This is a genomic window from Streptomyces sp. bgisy130, assembly GCF_057708345.1.
The window spans coordinates 545,628-561,447 of the sequence record NZ_JBYISA010000001.1 but is presented as its reverse complement, the minus strand read 5'-3'; the positions used below and the strand labels follow the sequence as shown (position 1 = coordinate 561,447).

Below are 15,820 nucleotides of genomic sequence, written 5' to 3'. Positions count from 1 at the left end.
ATTGTGCAGTGGTTTTTCGCTGCTCGCTCTTGCGCGCGGACCGGAGAAGAGGCAATGGACAACGGGACTGCCGGCGGTACGCCGGGCGCCGGCACCGACGGCGCGGGCGCACCAGACTGTGAACGCCCGCACATCGACCCGGCCGGGCCGTACGCGGACGGTCCCTGGCGCAACTACTTCCTGATCCTGCTGGACCGTATCCCCACCCCGATCGCGGTGTGCCGGGCCGATGGCACGGTGCTGATCGCCAACCCGGCCATGGCCACCCAGTGGGGCGCGGCACCGGGACAGCTGCGCGGCCGCAATCTGCTGGATCTCTTCGAGCCCCGGGCGAAGGCACAGGTCGACCGGCTGATCGAGGCGCTGCGCATGGGGCGCCGGTCGCGCTATCCGGTGGAGGTGCGCTGGCAGGACGGGTCCGACGGCAGTGCACGGGAAGGGGAGCTGACGATCGATCCGGTGGGCGATCCGTCGGTGCACCCGCCCGCCCTGCTGGCGCTGCTGCGGGTCGCCGAGAGCGCTCCGGCCCCGGCGCCGCGCGCCCCGGCGAGCCCGGTGGAGGCCCGCATCCTGGCGCTGGCCGCGGGCGGCGCGACCACGGCGTCGATCGGTACGGCGCTCGGCCTGACGGTCGACGGGGTGAACTACCACCTCACCCGGCTGGCCCGCCGCTGGCGGGTACAGGGCCGTACGGCACTGGTGGCCAGGGCGTATGTGCTGGGCGTGCTGTCGGCGGACAGCTGGCCGCCGGCGCCCGCCTGACCGGGCCGGGGCGGGCCCCGGGGACGGCGGCGCGGCCCGGGGGGCCCGGCAGCACGTGTGTGCGGATAACCTCCGTGGTGTGGAGGAGAACGCAGCCGCGCAGTTCGAGCGCGGAACGGACGGCCCTAAGGTCATCGTCGTCGGCATCGACGGCTCCGACTCGTCGTGGCGCGCCGCCGCCTACGCGGCGGGACTGGCCAGGCGCCAGAGCTCGAAGCTCGCCCTCGTCTATGTCCAGCCGGTGCTGCCGGCCGGTGCGGCCATGGGGGCGCCAGTGGTGGATGCCACCAACGAGGTCGCCGAGGAGCTGATGGCCGAGATCCGCAGCGCGAGCGAGCGGCTCCAGGGGATGTACCAGGTGCGCTGGGAGTTCCACACCCTGCGCGGCGACCCGTACAACGGCATGGTGCAGATGGCCGACGAGCTCAAGGCGGACGCGGTGGTGGTCGGCGCCTCGGAGTCGGCCGGGCACCGCATCATGGGCTCGGTCGCGGTGCGGCTGGTCAAGGCCGGCCGCTGGCCGGTCACCGTCGTCCCGTAGGTCCCGGCCCGCCCGCCGCTCCGCTGGTGGGGTGCGGCGCCCTGATGCACGGTGGAAAGTGGACGGGCGGAGCGCCGCCCCGGCGAGGGAGACCACCGTGACCGACCGCACCTATCGCGTGACCGAGATCGTCGGTACGTCCCAGGAGAGCATGGACGCCGCGGTCAGAAATGGCATCAAGCGCGCCGCGGACACCCTGCGCAATCTCGACTGGTTCGAGATCACCCAGGTCCGCGGGCACATCGTCGACGGCGAGATCGACCATTACCAGGTCGGCCTGAAGGTCGGATTCCGGCTGGAGGACGCCGATTGAACACCTCTCCCGTGTACGTCTCCCGGCGAGTCCCGGCAGTACTAGGGAGTCGCCTTCCTTAGTCGCCCCCGAGGGTCCATGATGATCCGCCGTCGGACCACGACGGAGCGTACGGAGGGATGACGATGGGCCTGCGCGCGGGACAGGGCGTATTGCGCCGTAAACCGATCGAACACATTGAAGAGGCGGAAGGCACCGCGAGCCAGCAGCTCACCCGGGCGCTCGGCCTGTGGCAGCTGACCGCCATCGGCGTCGGCGGCATCATCGGCGCGGGGATCTTCACACTGGCCGGCACCGTCGCGAACGAGAAGGCCGGACCGGCGGTGCTGATCTCCTTTCTCATCGCGGGGATCGCGAGCGCCGCGGCGGCGTTCTCCTACGCGGAGTTCGCCGGGCTGATCCCGAAGGCGGGCTCGGCCTACACCTATGGCTATGCGGTGCTCGGTGAGGTGGCGGGCTGGTTCATCGGCTGGGACCTGCTGCTGGAGTACACCGCGATCGTGGCGGTGGTCGCGATCGGCATCTCCGGCTACTTCGGCTTTCTGCTCGGCGAAATGGGCGTCCATGTGCCCGCCTGGATGCTGGGCGCGCCGGGAACGGGGCCGGGGCACCGGGTGGACCTGTTCGCCGCGGTGCTCTGTCTGCTGATCGCCTACCTGCTGACCCTGGGCATCAAGAACGCCGCACGCTTCGAGACGATCGTGGTGGGCCTGAAGGTCCTGGTGGTCGTCGTGGTGATCGTGGTCGGCTTCTTCCACATCAACACCTCGAACTACCACCCGTTCTTCCCGTTCGGGGTAACCGGCGCCTTCACGGGCGCGGCCACCGTCTTCTTCGCCGTCTTCGGCTATGACGCGATGAGCACCGCGGCCGAGGAATCCAAGGACGCCCAGCGCCATATGCCGAAGGCGATCATCTATTCGCTGGCGGTCTCGATGGTGCTGTACGTCCTGGCCTGTCTGGTGCTGACGGGTATGCAGAACTACAAGGACATCGACCCGGAGAGCGGTTTCTCATCGGCGTTCAAGTCGGTGGGGCTGAGCAGCCTCGCGGATGTCATCGCGGTCGGCGCGATCATCGGCATTCTGACCGTCATGTTCACCTTCATGCTCGGGGTGACCCGGGTGTGGTTCTCGATGAGCCGCGACGGTCTGCTGCCGAAGTGGTTCGCCAAGACGAGCCCGAAGCACCATGTGCCGACCCGGGTGACCTGGATCGTCGGCTTCGCCTCCGCGGCCATCGCGGGTTTCCTGCCGATCGGTGAGGCCGCCGAGCTGACGAACATCGGCATCCTGCTGGCGTTCGTGGTGGTCTGCATCGCGGTGATCGTGCTCCGCTACAAGCGCCCCGACCTGCCGCGGACCTTCCGTACGCCGGGAATGCCGGTGGTGCCGGCGATCGGGGTGTGCTTCTCGATCTGGCTGATCACGTTCCTGGCATGGCAGACCTGGGTCCGGTTCGCGGTGTGGTTCGTGATCGGCATGGTCATCTACTTCGCCTACTCCTACCGCCGCTCGAACCTGGCGCGGGCGGAACGGGAGGCGTCCGGTGCGGGGGACGGCCCGGCGAAGCTGTGAGCCGCGCCCGCTGACCGGGCGGGAGTCGTGCGGCGGGGGCCGGCGGGCGTGGGTCCGCCGGCCCCCGCCCGTCTCTCAGAAGACGAACGGTCCGGGCGACTGCTTGGACGTGGCCTTGCAGGTGGCCGTGACGCCGAACACCACGACCTTCAGGGAGGTGGCCTCCAGGCGGTCGCCCGCGGCGACCTTACCGCTGAGCGGTCCGGTGGAGACCGGACTGCCGGCCGGGATCGCCGGGTTGGCCTGACCGCTGAACTGGGTGGTCCCGGAGCCGTTCTTGGTGAGTGTGAGGGTGGACGCCACCGTGTTCGCGCCGATGGCTATGGGTGAGGTGATCGCCGAGGTGGAGAGGCTGATGGTCGCGGCCGTGCCGTTCTGGGTCGCGGTGAGCGTCCCCTTACCGGAACCGTAGAAGCCGCAGTCGAAGGAGAGGGTGGCGGTGCCGGGGGTCACCGCGGGGGCGGTCGGTGCCATCGCGAGGGTGCCCGCGGTGGCGACGGCGACGACAAGTGCCGTACGGAGGCCGAATCTGCCGGGTCTGAGGTGCTTCATAGGGGGGTTACCGCCTTCGTGAGGGGGGTGCAGGTCCATGGCACCGGCCGTCGAGGGGTGCGGGAGGAACGACAGGCAGCCACCCGGGGGCCGCGGTCGGACCCCGTGCCGACGCACCGTCCAGATCTGACGGTTGGTCAGCGACCTGAATCGCTGCCCATTGAGGCATGCGCCCCTGAAGAGAGCAAGGCAGAACCCCATGATTTTCCGGCCTCCCGGCCGACGGAACGACGCGGCCGGAACACCCTTCTCATCCGTCACTCTGCGCCGCCACGAGGGCCTCGCCGGCCGCCGTCTCCGGACAGAGCGCACGGACCGCCCGGCCGGACGGCGGTGACACCCGGACCGGCCGGAAATCGGCCGGGAAACTCGGCCCGGAGCAGCGGGAATTGGCCCCTTCCCGGCCTTCGATGGGGGCGTGAGCGGCGTGCCACCCCGCGGCGCGGGTGGCGCCCTTCGCCGTCTCGCCCCAGCCCCGCACACAGCCGCCAACAGTGTCCCGACATCGCCTCTGATCTGGGCTTTTGTGCCTGCTGAACCTACGATCGCCGGACAGGAAAGGGGGACCCGATGGACCGGAACATCCGCACCGTGGACGACGTACTCAGGCTTCTGGACGGCCTGTTCGCGCCGGAGGCCGACCGCTGGACGAGCGAGGGGGCCGCGTGGTGGGACGGCTTCTACGCGGACCGCGAGCGGGCGGTGCCGTTCTTCGTGGCAAAGCCGGACGAGCATCTGGTCGCGTACGTCGAGCGCGGGCTGATCGCCCCGGGCCGGGCCCTCGACCTGGGCTGCGGGCCGGGCCGCAATGCGCTGCACCTCGCCTCGCTGGGCTGCGCGGTGGACGCCGTCGACCTCTCCCCGGCGGCCGTCGCCTGGGCCGAGGACCGCGCCCGGGAGGCGGGCGCCCAGGTCGCCTTCCACTGCGGCGACGCCTTCGCGATGGCCGGCGACGCACTCGACGGGCCGTACGACCTCATCCACGACTCCGGCTGCTTCCACCATCTGCCGCCGCACCGGCGCATCAGCTACCTCGCCCTCCTCGACCGGCTGCTCGCGCCCGGCGGCCATCTCGCGCTCACCTGCTTCGCGGCCGGCGCAATGGGCTCCGAACTCCCCGACGTTGAGTTCTACCGCCAGTCCCGCCTCCACGGCGGCCTCGCCTACAGCCCCGAGTCGCTGCGCCGGATCTTCTCGGACCTGACGGAGGTCGAACTGCGCCGTATGCACGACGAGCCGCCGGAGTCCCCGTACTTCGGCGAGCCCTTCCTCTGGACCGCGCTGTTCCGCCGCGACACCCGGGCATGACCTCCACGAGCCATGGGCGCAGTCGGCCGCGGCTCCCCCCGTCTGCTCAGTGGCTGCCGCTGGGCAGGGGGTGGCCCTCGACCAGCCCCTGGCAGACCGTCGGTGTGGCGGCCAGCCGCACGGTGCCGGTCATCGTCCCGGTGGCCTCGGCCGCGATCTGCTCCACGGACCGGGCCGCCGACAGCGCCATCCCGGCGTGCGGCAGGACCCGTTCACCGAGGGGGCACTGGTGATCACGGCGCTGACCTGCGCAGGGGCCAGCCTGCGGGATTACCAAGCCAACCGTCCGTCAAAGTCCGCCGTTGTCCGCCCGTGCCCCACCATCTGGCACGGATCTGGCATGCCCGTGACTGCTTCAGTGGCAGTGGCAGTCGTCACGAACGATGTCCGACGGTCGTGGAGCGGAAGATCTGGGGCCACCGGACCCTCCCTGCGGCCCTTTCGGCTGCGGATGCCTATAGACGGGGCCGACCGCCCTTGGTGCTTGCCGAACGAAATTGGCTCCTGGAGAACAAAGTTGCGTGGTGCGGGTTCATGCGGCACCATCTCTGGCTAGGCCGGATAGGCGGCCTGTTCCGGCATCGCGCTGCCCCTTCTGCGGTGCCATCCGAGGGACGAAGAAGCCAGCGCTCCACCTGTACTTGTCGAGTCTGTTCTTGCGCGCCCAAATTTGGGTGCACCGATCAGTTTTCGAGTGTGTGGGGCAGCAACGCTCGAGGACGGATCCAACTGTGACCGCTGGTGGTCGTCTCACCCGCCTTGCTCGTACTCGCAGCCATTATTCGGGCGAGCCCGTCCAGTACGCCTCAGAGGCGCTTCGGAATCATCGTCACCTGCCGCTACTGCCGGACGCTCAGGACGCACAGGCAGTCCTCGAAGCAGCAGTGATGGAGAAGCTGGGGCGCGGGGGCGAGTGGTGGGCGCATCCAGTGGGAATTGCTGGTGTGCATCTGGCCCCTCATCGCTCAGTGGTTGTCCTCGACAGCCATAGCGGATCTCGCTCGGGCAAGAAGCTCCCGACGAGCGATTACGCCTTAGCGCATCTCCTGCCGTCTGCGGAACCGGGCGTCCAGGTTGGTGGTGTAATGCGGCTGCGTGTAGCTGGCATACGAAATCTTGATCTTCACCTCAGGCTGGTCAACACCGAGAGCCGCTTGGTCCTCAGGGGGACTCCAGGGACTCGCTGGCATCACCTTCTTGCAGAGCGGCGACGTGACCTGGAAGAGGGCGGCTTTGTTCCCCTGTGGGACGAACCCGGGCCCTCGCCCTACGAGCGTGAGGATGAGCGTGAGTTTGCGTCACTGGTTCAAAGAGGCCGAGATTTGGCATGGCTCGGTTCTGGCCTTCTTCGGCGCATCGCGATCTTCCAGCACGCCAGTACCGCTTATTCGACTCGATCGTGGATCACTGGAGACGAGTGGATCTTCGAGCTGGACACGCACCGGGACGTACCTCTAGCGCATGACGGGTTTCTCAAGTCCCTAGTGGATGACGTATGGGGCCTCCCACTGAAGATCACGCGCCGATTCTGCGATTGCAGCTTGCAGGGGACAGCGAGACGGGGCTACCAGTGCACGTACTACCTAGAGCACAGGGACCCCGAAGTGCCAGGGACCATGCAGATCCGCTTCAGGTGGGGAGACGCTGTATACGGCGACGACGTACGAGAAAGGCTTGAGGAGCTCAAAGCTGATCAAGAGTGGCTCGAAAGGGTACTGCCTCGCCGATCAAGCCAACTCGGCGGATCGGTCGTTCGGAAGGGCGGGCCTCGATGAACTGGGACAGCATTGCCCTGTTGGTTCTGGCGCTCTCGGGAACCGTGAGTCTGCTGCTGTCGCAGGTACACGATGTCTTGGCGAAGACTGCCGAGGTCATTACTGCATGGCAGGAGGTACGGCGGTGCCTGGAGAGGCGAGATGGTGACCAGAGCCGACAAAGCCCGCCTCAGGAATAAGGCGGGTGGCCTGTACCCGCTCCGCTCCTGCCCTCTGGCACCAATCTGGCACGGCCCGGTACGGTCGATCGCATGATCTCGGACCTCGGCACGAGTCCAGACGCACCGCGGGATTTCACGGCAGAGGGCGTGGAAGCCGTGCTCCGCGAGGCGTGCGAAGAGGCCCGGATCGATGCGTCCGGGGCGGAGCTGCTGCGGCTCGGCTCGAATGCCGTCTACCGGCTGCCGTCCGTTCCGGTGATCGTCCGCATCGCGCGTGATCCAAATGCGGCAGCGGAGATGGAGCGGGCTGTCCAGGTAGCCCGCTGGCTTGAGTCGCAGGACTACCCGGCAACGAGAGCGCTGCCCGGCGTGCGTCAGCCGCTGTCGGCCGGCGGCAGAGTCGCCACGTTCTGGGAGAGCGCCCAGGACCGCGAGGAGTACGCGACGGTGACCGAGCTGGCAGAGCTGCTGCGGCAGCTGCACTGGCTTGAGGAGCCGGAGTCGTTGCGTCTGCCGTACTTCGATCCGTTCGCCAAGGTGTGGTCCTCGTTCGAAGCCCTTAATGGCGTCTCGCCGGATGAAGCAGCGTTCCTGGAACAGCGGGCTCGGCGATTGCACAAGGAGTACGACCGGCTGGACTTCGTTCTGCCGTACGGCCTGATCCACGGTGACGCCAACATCGGCAACATTCTGCGGCACCGCAGCGGGCAGGCCGTCCTGATTGATCTGGATGGCGTCTGCCTGGCCCCGCGGGAGTGGGACCTGATCCTTACGGCGATCTTCTACGACCGCTTCGGCTGGCATGACCGGAGCGATTACGAAGGCTTCGTCCACCACTACGGGTTCGACATCATGAATTGGCCCGGCTACTCGGTGCTGGCCGATGTCCGTGAGCTGATGATGGTGCTGTGGATGGGCCAGCAAGTCGGCAGCAGCGAGAAGTCTGCTACCGAGTTCAGCCGCCGGCTGCATGCGCTCCGTACCGGGGGCAGCCGGCGGGACTGGAGCCCATTCTGACCTGACGACTACGAAGCCGTCAGCACTTGCCCGCTTGCGATCCACAAACGGTGTTCCGCGGCCTGCTCGTGGAACTCGCGGTCGGCGGCGGTAGACCCTGACACCGCGAGGTGTTGGCGGAACTCGGCAAGGTAGGCGACGCATCGGGCGGACCGGAGCTGTTCCCCGAGGTCAAGAGCGTCTAGGGCGACGTTACAAGCTTCCTCCACGTCGCCGGCGTGGAGGTGGGCGTCGGCCAGGACCATGGTGGCGAAGAAATCGCTGCGGACGTGGCTGCCGCTCATGGCGTTTTCCGCGTGGGAGACGGCCTGACGAGCGCTGCGCACGTCGCGGAAACAGTGGGCGGCCTCCGCTGCCAGTTCGGCAGCGTCGAAGTAGGTGATCCACTCGGGCTCCTCGTCCGCATTGCAACTCTCCAGCGCTTTGGCAGCTGCGGTGAGCGCGCTTTCGCACGCGTGCCGGTCACCGGTGCGTGCCAGCGCCCGCGCTTCCATCGCGTGGAACTGTGCTCGCAGGGTCGGAGTGGCAACGGCGGAGATGCCCATCAGGGCAGCACGAGCGAGGGTGGCGCCGTGGGTGAACTGGCCCAGAAACGTGGCCTGGTGGCTCATCGCAGACAGGATGCTGCCGGCCAGGCGCCGTTCGTTGCCATCTTGGGCGAGCCTGAGTGCCTGGAGAAAATACCGCTGCGCAAGCCCGTGCTGGCAAGCGTCGTACGACATCCACCCCGCCAGCAGGGTGGCTTCGGCGACGGTCGAAAACAGGGCGCGCCCCACGGACTCGGTGTACTGGCCGGAGAGCAGGGGCGCTACGTCCCGGCTGAGGTACTGGATCACGGACTGCCGAGCATGGTCTCCGCCGAACCGGTCATCGAGCTGGGCGAACATGTCGCAGGTCGACTTGATCACCGCGACGTCGCCGAGACCCACACGCGGCTCTCGATCACCAGCGCCTTGGGAAATGCCGCGTCCGGAGCAACAAGCCACCGTAACGACGCTTCACTCCATGCGGGCTCGGAAGCCTGGGCCTGAAGCAGGGGGTCATAGCCGTTCAGGTCCGCCCGCCAGAGGCGGTCCACATTCGCAATGGCAGCGTCGGGGCTAGTGGGGTAGCTGGCGTCCAGGAGGGCGGAGTCCTGGCCGGTGAGGTGGCCCAACCCCAGTTCAGCGGAGGACATCCCCAGGGTTTCGCAGACCACGGGGCCGTAGAACTCATCCGGAGCGCTGTGGCCGTTCTCCCAACTGGCGATTCGCCGCTTCACGCTCGCATCGGCCGGGAGCGACTGGCCATGACGAACGGCGACTTGGCGTAGTTCATGGACCAGCCGAGCCTGACTCCAACCGTGGCTCTTTCTGGCACGCAGCAGGAGAGGACCGAACGACGTCGGCGTCGATTCCGTGGTGATCGCCTCCCCGGACGGCGTGGGCGATGCCCGTTCCTTCCCCTGAATCTAGGGATCTGACACGCGCCGCGTGGCGACTCCGGTGGATTTCCCGCGGTCCGGACCCTGACGGGTGATGACGCGACCGTGCAATGCCCGTCATCCCCCATCACCACTCGTCATCTGCCCAGCTCAGGGCCTCACGCAGGAGTCTGGTTGCACCGCGGCAGACGAGCCGCCGCAGTTGCCGACCGAGGTGGGATGACGTGCAGAGGATGACGAGGCGAGGCATTCAATGGCTGTCCGCTGTCGCTGACGATCCAGTGATGTGCCGGGCTCATTGGGCGGATGACCCCAGGCGCCCTTACACGCTGCCGACCGGGCGCCTCTTCGATGTGGTGGTCATGAGCCAGCGGTTGGGCATGGAGACCTTCGACCAGTTGGTACGCCGCGAAATGCCGCTCGGCCCGGTCATGATGGACCGTCGAGCAAAGCAGATCGGCTTTCTTCTGTCGTCCAAGTCGCGGGCTCGCTTCGCGCGTCTCGTGTCCCTGGAGACGCCCACCCCGCCCGAGTACCGCTACCTCGACGCCGGCTCCTTCGTCGTCGTACCCGGGCCGATGCCGATGGCCGATGACCGCCACCAGTGGCTACGCGCGCCCATTCGCCGCCCCGAGGCATCCCCGCTGCGCACGGCATCGCTAGCAGTGATGTTCGCGGCCGCATCAGCCCTGATCGAGCGAGCAGACCGCTACGGCGAGCAGTACCCGAGCTCCGAAGCGGCCGGGCCCGAGAAGCTTGAGCGGGTAAGCGACCGTGCCCAGTAAGGAAGATCCCGAGGACTCCGCCCGCTGGTCACCGCTGGAGACAGACGAGTGGTACGCAGCCCGCAACGCCACCACCGCGTTGCGGGACGTACTGACCGCAGCCGGCATGGCACGTGACTTCCCCTACCTCCGTGCCGACCTGAAGGCCTTCGGCCACGGCCTCATCGAACTCGGCCGAGTCTCGCCGGAGACGGCGGAGCGCCTGGCCGAGCTGCTGCGGCGGGCGTTGCTTTGCTCCCGTGGTTCTGAAGAGGCAGGCGACTCGTGCACTCGCAAGACGGACTGACCAATAGCAAGGAGGGGGTGGAGAACGTGACGGACCCGCGTCGTGTAGTCGCCAAACGAGCCGAGAACCTTTCGCCGGCAATGCCCTACGTACGTGGTTGGGCCGAAGCCAAGCGCGGCGCTGACGCGCTGGCCGAACAGCTCCACAGCGCCGGCCTGGGGACGGACTTCCTTGGGCTGAGGGCTGATGTGACGGTCTTCGGCGATGGGTTTGGTGGTGACGCTGGCTCCGTGCCCCCGGTTCCGGCGGCGGAACCGCGAGCACCACCGAGGAGAGCCATGCCGTACTTCCGGGTCACCGTTCCCGACCCCGATCTCCCCACCGACGTCCAGCGCGCCCTCGCCGAGGGGCTGACGCGGCTGGCGGTCACGGTGCTGGGCAAGTCCGGCACGCGCACCATCGTCCATCGCAACCTGGTGCCGCCCGGCCGCTATTACGTCGACAGCGAGCCTCTGACCGACGGCCGTGACGCGCATGTGGAGGCGAGTCTCACCGCGGGCACCAACAGCGCCGCGGAGAAGGCCGCCTTCATCGCCGCGGCCGATGAGCTGCTGACGGACCTCCTCGGCCCACTCCCCCGCTCCGGTGTCGCGCTGCACGAACTGCACCCGGAGAGCTATGGCTACAACGGGGTGACGCAACTCGACTACTAGCGGCGAGCCGTGGCCGCACCGGGCGCACCGGAGGCCGCCGCCGCAGCCGTCCGCTGAGCCTTCTCCCCGTTTGCGCGCGTGGTGTCCGGTGCGCCCCGTCGGCCCCCGCAAGGGTGCCCCCGGCTCCTCGACCGGGGCCGGGCGCACCGGAGTTACTTCCGCGGCACCTCTTGACGCGTACCGGGTCGCCGCCAAGAATGAGCGCGCTCTGACAACGTTGTCGGCCGCGCAGGCCGTGTGGGCTCGTCCGCACGGGCCGGCCGGCAGTCCGGCGACCCAACCCCCGGAGGTCCGGATCCATGCCATGGCTCAGTCGTACCCGGCTGCGTACCGCGGGCGCGGTGCTGGCGGCCGCGCTCATCGGGAGCGCGCTCGCGGTCCCCGCCGCGCGGGCCGAGCCGCCCGGCGGCCCGCTCACCGACCTGGTCAATCCGTTCATCGGCAGCCAGAAGGACGGCAACACCTACCCGGGCGCCGCCGTACCGTTCGGCATGGTCCAACTCTCCCCGGACACCGGGCATTACAGCGGCTACGGCTACGACGACGACCACATCCGCGGCTTCAGTTCGGTGCACATCTCGGGTGTGGGCTGCGGGCTCGGCGGTGATCTGCCGGTGCTGCCCACCACGGGCGACATCACCGAGACCGACTATGCGAAGTACGCGTCCGGCTACCGGCACGACGACGAGTCGGCCCGGCCCGGCTATTACCGCGTCGGCCTGACGTCCTACGGCGGGATCACCGCCGAGCTCACCGCGACCGCCCGCACCGGGAAGCAGCGCTACACCTTCCCGGCCACCGACAAGGCCAATGTGCTGCTCAATACGGGCCAGTCGCTGCACAAGACGGTCTCGACCCGGGTGGAGGTGCTGGACTCCCGCACCATCCGCACCGCCATCACGGGCCGCGGTTTCTGCCAGGACACCAAGCCGTACACCGTCTACACGATCACCCGCTTCGACCGGCCGTTCACCTCGTACGGGACCTGGGACGGCGACAAGGTGACGGCCGGGTCCAGGAAGTCCACCGCCACCGGACGGCACGGCGCCTACGCCCGCTTCGACACCCGCTCGGACCGGACCGTCGAGGCGACCACGGCCCTCAGCTATGTGGACGCGGCGGGCGCCGCCCGCAATCTGCGGGCCGAGGGCGGCAGTTCCTTCGACGGTACGAAGGCCGCGGCCGACCGTGCCTGGGAACGGCGACTGGGCCTGGTGAAGGCCCGGGGCGGCGACCGGACACTGCGCCGGACCTTCTACTCCTCGCTCTACCGGTCCTTCCTCGCGCCGAACATCGGCAGCGATGTGGACGGCCGCTATACGGGCTGGGACCAGCGGACCCATCGCGCCAAGGGCTTCACCTATTACCAGAACTGGTCGTTGTGGGACACCTATCGCACCCAGGCGCAGCTGCTGTCGCTGCTGGCGCCGGATGAGTCCCGCGATATGGCGCTGTCGGTGCTGCGGATCGCCAAGGAGAGCGGCTGGCTGCCCAAGTGGGGCTACGGAACGGTCGAAACAAACATCATGACCGGCGATCCGGTCACCCCGTTCCTGACCAACGCCTATCAGCAGGGGCTGTTGCGGGGCCATGAGGAGGAGGCGTACGCGGCGCTGAGGAAGAACGCCGACGGAGTGCCCCCGGCGGATTCACCGGCGGTGGGCCGGGAGGCCAACGCGCCCTATCTGAAGGACGGCTTCGCCCCGTACGTCAAGGGCCGTCCGCACACCAAGCCCGGCGACTCCGACTTCGACCACGGCGCCTCGGCGACCCTCGAATACGCGCTGTCGGACGCGATGCTGGCCCAGATGGCGCGCGATCTGGGGCACGACAAGGACGCCGACCGGTATGCGGCCCGCGCCCGGAACTACCGCAAGATCTTCGACGGTTCGACCGGCTTCTTCCGGGCCCGCGACGCACAGGGCGCCTTCACCGGTCCGGCCGACCCGGCCAAGAGCGAGGGCTTTCACGAGGGCACGTCCTGGCAGTACCAGTGGCTGGTGCCGCAGGATCTGCCGGGGATGCTGCGGCTGATCGGCGGCAAGGACAAGGCCGATGAGCGCCTGGATGCGTTCTTCGCCTACCAGAAGCTGCTGACGGACCCGGAGAAGACCGCTCGCGAGGTGTGGGTCAATGGCCCCTACGACTACTACAACGCCGACAAGTACAACCCGCAGAACGAGCCGGATCTGATCGCGCCGTACACCTATCTCTCGACCGGCCGCCCCTGGAAGACGACGGATGTGGTGCATGCGGCGCTGACCCTGTTCACCGACGCGCCGTCCGGGATGACCGGGAACGACGATCTGGGGACGATGTCGGCGTGGATGGTGCTCTCCTCTATCGGGGTGTTCCCGGTACAGCCGGGCACCGACAGCTGGGGGCTGAGCACCCCGGTCTTCGACCGGGTGGATCTGACGCTGGACCGGCGCTACTACCCGTCGGGGCACTTCACGGTCACGGCGCCCGGCACCTCCGCCGCCGACCGCTATGTGCAGTCGGTCCGTCTGGACGGCGCCCACCACGACCGGACCTACCTCACCACCGACGAGCTGCGCTCGGGTCGTGAACTGGCCTTCACCGTGGGGCCAAAGCCGTCCGGCTGGGGCACCGGCGACCGGGCCGCACCGCCGCCGGTGGGCACCGCCTCAGCCGCGCAGCAGCAGCCCGGCCGCCAGGGCTGAGATCACCACGGCGGAGAGCAGCGCGGTGACGGTCCGCCCCCGTGGGCCGGTCAGCGTCCGGCCCAGCACGGCTCCGCCCGCGGCCAGGAACAGCTGCCAGCTCACGGAGGCGGTGATCACGGCCGCCACGAAGGCGGCGGGACCGGCGGTGCCGTCGCCCAGGGCCCCCGCACCACCGGCCAGCACCAGCGCGGAGAAGTAGAGGACCGCCCAAGGGTTGATCAACGTCAGCCCCAGGAAGGCGAGATAGGCCCGGCCGGGGCGTCCCAGGACGTCCCGTTCCGGGCCTTTCTCCGTGCCCCGGTGGCGCAGGGCCCGTACGGCGGTCCGGAGCGCCATGCCGAGCAGGATGACGGCGGCGAGCGCGCGCAGCGGGCCCGCGACCGGGGCGAGCGCGCGCGAGAGGGCCGCGCCGCCGGCTACCGCGGCCAGCGCGTAGAGGCCGTCGGCGGTCGCCACCCCGAGCGCCGCCGAGGCACCGACCCGGAACGAGGTCCGGGCGGTCACGCTCACCAGCAGCACGGCCAGCGCGCCAACGGGAACGGCCAGCGCATAGCCCGCCCACAGGCCCGGCAGAAAGGCATCGGTCAGGATCTCGGTCATGCCGTCCACCTTCGGGCGGGCCCATGTGGTGGGTCCATCGAAAGTTTCCGTAGAGAACTGTGTGGCACCTCCGCACGGTTGGGGCGGCGCCCGTGGGCGTCTACGCTCTCCCCGCATGATCGATCCCCGCTTACAGACCCTGCGCGTCCTGCATCAGCGGGGCACCGTCACCGCGACCGCCGAGGCGCTGCATCTGACCCCGTCGACGGTCTCCCAACAGCTGCGGCAGCTGTCGGCCCGGCTGGGGCTGGAGCTCCTGGAGCCGGCGGGCCGAAACGTACGGCTGACTCCCGCGGCGTTGGCGCTGGTCGAGCACGCCGATGCGCTGTTCGTGCGCTGGGAGGAGGCGCGTGCGGATCTCGCGGGGTACGCGGACGGGGTGGCCGGGCGGCTGCGGATCACCGGGGTGGCGACGGCGATCGCCGGGGTGATCGCACCGGCGGCGGCGCGGCTGCGCGAGGAACTGCCGCGGCTGGCGGTGGAGATCGGCGAGGACCCGGGCGAGAACCGCTTCGAGCTGCTGCTGGCCGGCCGGGCGGACATCGCCGTGGTGATTCCGGCGCCGGGTGGTCCTCCCCCGAACTCGCGGCTTCGCGCCAGTAGGGAACTCCCCCCGCCGGACGATGCGCGCTTCACCCAGCAGCCGGTTCTGGAGGAGCCGCAGGACCTGTTGGTGCCGGCCGGGCACCGGTTCGCCGGGCGGGTGGCGCGGGGTGTGACACTGGCGGAGGCGGCCGGGGAGAGCTGGATCCGCGCCGGGGATCCGGCCGATCAGCATCAGCTGCTGCTGACCGCCTGTGCCACGGCGGGCTTCACCCCGCGGGTGCGCCATGACGCGGTGGACTGGTACGCGGTCGCCGCCCTGGTAGCGCACGGCTTCGGGGTCTGTCTGATACCGAGGCTGGCACCGGTGCCGGAGCGCTGTCCGGTCGTCCGGGTGCCGCTGCGCGGGGAGCCGCTCCCCGTACGGCGGTTCCTGGCGGCCGTGCGGCGCGGCAGTGAGCGCCGGCCGCCGATCGCCCGCGGGCTGGCGGCGCTGCGCGCGGCCGCGGGCGAACGGGAGGCGAAGGGGGTGTGAGCGGCGCGTCAGGCCTGAAGGGCCTGCCAGAACTCGTCGAAGGACATCCGGCCGTCGCTGTCGGTGTCCTTGGCCTTGATGACCGCCTCGGCGACCGGGCCGGTGACGAACGGGTCGCCCATCTCGGCCATCGCGTGCTTGAACTCCTCCGGCGTGACCTGGCCGTCGCCGTCCGCGTCGAACCGGTCGAACGCCGCCCTGGCCTTCTCCATGTCTGCCATGTGAGGTGCCCCCTTCGTGGTGCTGCGCAGTGCTGTGCGCGGTGGTGATACCTGGTGATCTGACCTGCGTACATTAGCGGA

Annotated in this window: 17 protein-coding genes; 11 read left to right on the top strand and 6 right to left on the bottom strand. The window is 69.1% G+C overall.

What is annotated here, in order from left to right:
• The first annotated feature begins 54 nt into the window (after window positions 1-54).
• The 4 genes from AC3EUV_RS02635 to AC3EUV_RS02620 all read left to right on the top strand — a co-directional run bounded on the left by AC3EUV_RS02635 (window position 55) and on the right by AC3EUV_RS02620 (window position 3,193).
• A complete protein-coding gene (locus tag AC3EUV_RS02635) occupies window positions 55-762 on the top strand; it encodes a PAS domain-containing protein (protein WP_435602031.1) in 708 nt (235 codons plus the stop codon).
• A gap of 79 nt (window positions 763-841) precedes the next feature.
• Window positions 842-1,303 carry a universal stress protein gene (locus tag AC3EUV_RS02630; RefSeq protein ID WP_435602030.1) on the top strand — a complete coding sequence of 154 codons (462 nt, stop codon included), beginning with the start codon at window positions 842-844 and terminating at the stop codon, window positions 1,301-1,303.
• 97 nt (window positions 1,304-1,400) lie between these two features.
• The gene (locus tag AC3EUV_RS02625) at window positions 1,401-1,616 is read left to right on the top strand and encodes a dodecin (protein ID WP_432140705.1); all 216 of its coding nucleotides are present in this window, start codon (window positions 1,401-1,403) and stop codon (window positions 1,614-1,616) included.
• 125 nt (window positions 1,617-1,741) lie between these two features.
• Window positions 1,742-3,193 (top strand): amino acid permease, encoded by a 1,452-nt coding sequence (locus AC3EUV_RS02620; RefSeq protein WP_432140738.1) that lies wholly within the window; start codon window positions 1,742-1,744, stop codon window positions 3,191-3,193.
• A gap of 75 nt (window positions 3,194-3,268) precedes the next feature.
• On the opposite strand, the gene AC3EUV_RS02615 is transcribed toward AC3EUV_RS02620, so the two are convergent.
• A complete protein-coding gene (locus AC3EUV_RS02615; protein ID WP_435602029.1) occupies window positions 3,269-3,745 on the bottom strand; it encodes a hypothetical protein in 477 nt (158 codons plus the stop codon).
• Between the two features lie 570 nt (window positions 3,746-4,315).
• On the opposite strand from AC3EUV_RS02615, the gene AC3EUV_RS02610 reads away from it, so the two are divergent.
• The gene (locus AC3EUV_RS02610) at window positions 4,316-5,053 is read left to right on the top strand and encodes a class I SAM-dependent methyltransferase (protein ID WP_435602028.1); all 738 of its coding nucleotides are present in this window, start codon (window positions 4,316-4,318) and stop codon (window positions 5,051-5,053) included.
• Between the two features lie 46 nt (window positions 5,054-5,099).
• Here the strand turns inward: AC3EUV_RS02610 and AC3EUV_RS02605 are convergent, their stop codons facing one another.
• Window positions 5,100-5,330, bottom strand: a complete 231-nt coding sequence (locus tag AC3EUV_RS02605; protein WP_432140702.1) for a hypothetical protein — start codon at window positions 5,328-5,330, stop codon at window positions 5,100-5,102.
• A gap of 1,749 nt (window positions 5,331-7,079) precedes the next feature.
• On the opposite strand from AC3EUV_RS02605, the gene AC3EUV_RS02600 reads away from it, so the two are divergent.
• Window positions 7,080-8,006, top strand: a complete 927-nt coding sequence (locus AC3EUV_RS02600; protein WP_432140701.1) for a phosphotransferase family protein — start codon at window positions 7,080-7,082, stop codon at window positions 8,004-8,006.
• Window positions 8,007-8,014: 8 nt separating this feature from the next.
• Here the strand turns inward: AC3EUV_RS02600 and AC3EUV_RS02595 are convergent, their stop codons facing one another.
• Together AC3EUV_RS02595 and AC3EUV_RS02590 are read right to left on the bottom strand one after the other, a co-directional pair.
• The gene (locus AC3EUV_RS02595; protein ID WP_435602027.1) at window positions 8,015-8,935 is read right to left on the bottom strand and encodes an NsdA family TPR-like regulatory protein; all 921 of its coding nucleotides are present in this window, start codon (window positions 8,933-8,935) and stop codon (window positions 8,015-8,017) included.
• On the bottom strand, window positions 8,911-9,267 hold the full coding sequence (locus AC3EUV_RS02590; RefSeq protein ID WP_435602026.1) for a hypothetical protein: 357 nt from the start codon (window positions 9,265-9,267) through the stop codon (window positions 8,911-8,913). The genes AC3EUV_RS02595 and AC3EUV_RS02590 overlap by 25 nt, the downstream gene beginning before the upstream one ends.
• Before the next feature lie 272 nt (window positions 9,268-9,539).
• On the opposite strand from AC3EUV_RS02590, the gene AC3EUV_RS02585 reads away from it, so the two are divergent.
• The 4 genes from AC3EUV_RS02585 to AC3EUV_RS02570 all read left to right on the top strand — a co-directional run bounded on the left by AC3EUV_RS02585 (window position 9,540) and on the right by AC3EUV_RS02570 (window position 13,837).
• Window positions 9,540-10,214, top strand: coding sequence for a bifunctional DNA primase/polymerase (locus AC3EUV_RS02585; RefSeq protein ID WP_432140699.1), 675 nt, complete (start codon window positions 9,540-9,542; stop codon window positions 10,212-10,214).
• On the top strand, window positions 10,204-10,500 hold the full coding sequence (locus tag AC3EUV_RS02580; RefSeq protein WP_435602025.1) for a hypothetical protein: 297 nt from the start codon (window positions 10,204-10,206) through the stop codon (window positions 10,498-10,500). Before AC3EUV_RS02585 ends, AC3EUV_RS02580 begins: the two co-directional genes overlap by 11 nt.
• 278 nt (window positions 10,501-10,778) lie before the next feature.
• Window positions 10,779-11,153: a tautomerase family protein gene (locus tag AC3EUV_RS02575; RefSeq protein WP_435602024.1), complete on the top strand. Its 375-nt coding sequence runs from the start codon at window positions 10,779-10,781 to the stop codon at window positions 11,151-11,153.
• 299 nt (window positions 11,154-11,452) lie between these two features.
• Window positions 11,453-13,837, top strand: coding sequence for a GH92 family glycosyl hydrolase (locus tag AC3EUV_RS02570; RefSeq protein WP_435602023.1), 2,385 nt, complete (start codon window positions 11,453-11,455; stop codon window positions 13,835-13,837).
• Here the strand turns inward: AC3EUV_RS02570 and AC3EUV_RS02565 are convergent.
• Complete coding sequence (locus tag AC3EUV_RS02565; protein WP_432140695.1) at window positions 13,802-14,440, bottom strand: LysE family transporter; 639 nt, start codon at window positions 14,438-14,440, stop codon at window positions 13,802-13,804. The two genes, AC3EUV_RS02570 and AC3EUV_RS02565, sit on opposite strands and share 36 nt — an antisense overlap.
• Before the next feature lie 115 nt (window positions 14,441-14,555).
• On the opposite strand from AC3EUV_RS02565, the gene AC3EUV_RS02560 reads away from it, so the two are divergent.
• Window positions 14,556-15,518, top strand: a complete 963-nt coding sequence (locus AC3EUV_RS02560; RefSeq protein ID WP_432140694.1) for a LysR family transcriptional regulator — start codon at window positions 14,556-14,558, stop codon at window positions 15,516-15,518.
• A gap of 8 nt (window positions 15,519-15,526) precedes the next feature.
• Here AC3EUV_RS02560 and AC3EUV_RS02555 read toward each other — a convergent pair whose 3' ends face one another.
• Window positions 15,527-15,739, bottom strand: coding sequence for an EF-hand domain-containing protein (locus AC3EUV_RS02555; protein ID WP_042160858.1), 213 nt, complete (start codon window positions 15,737-15,739; stop codon window positions 15,527-15,529).
• Window positions 15,740-15,820 lie beyond the last annotated feature (81 nt).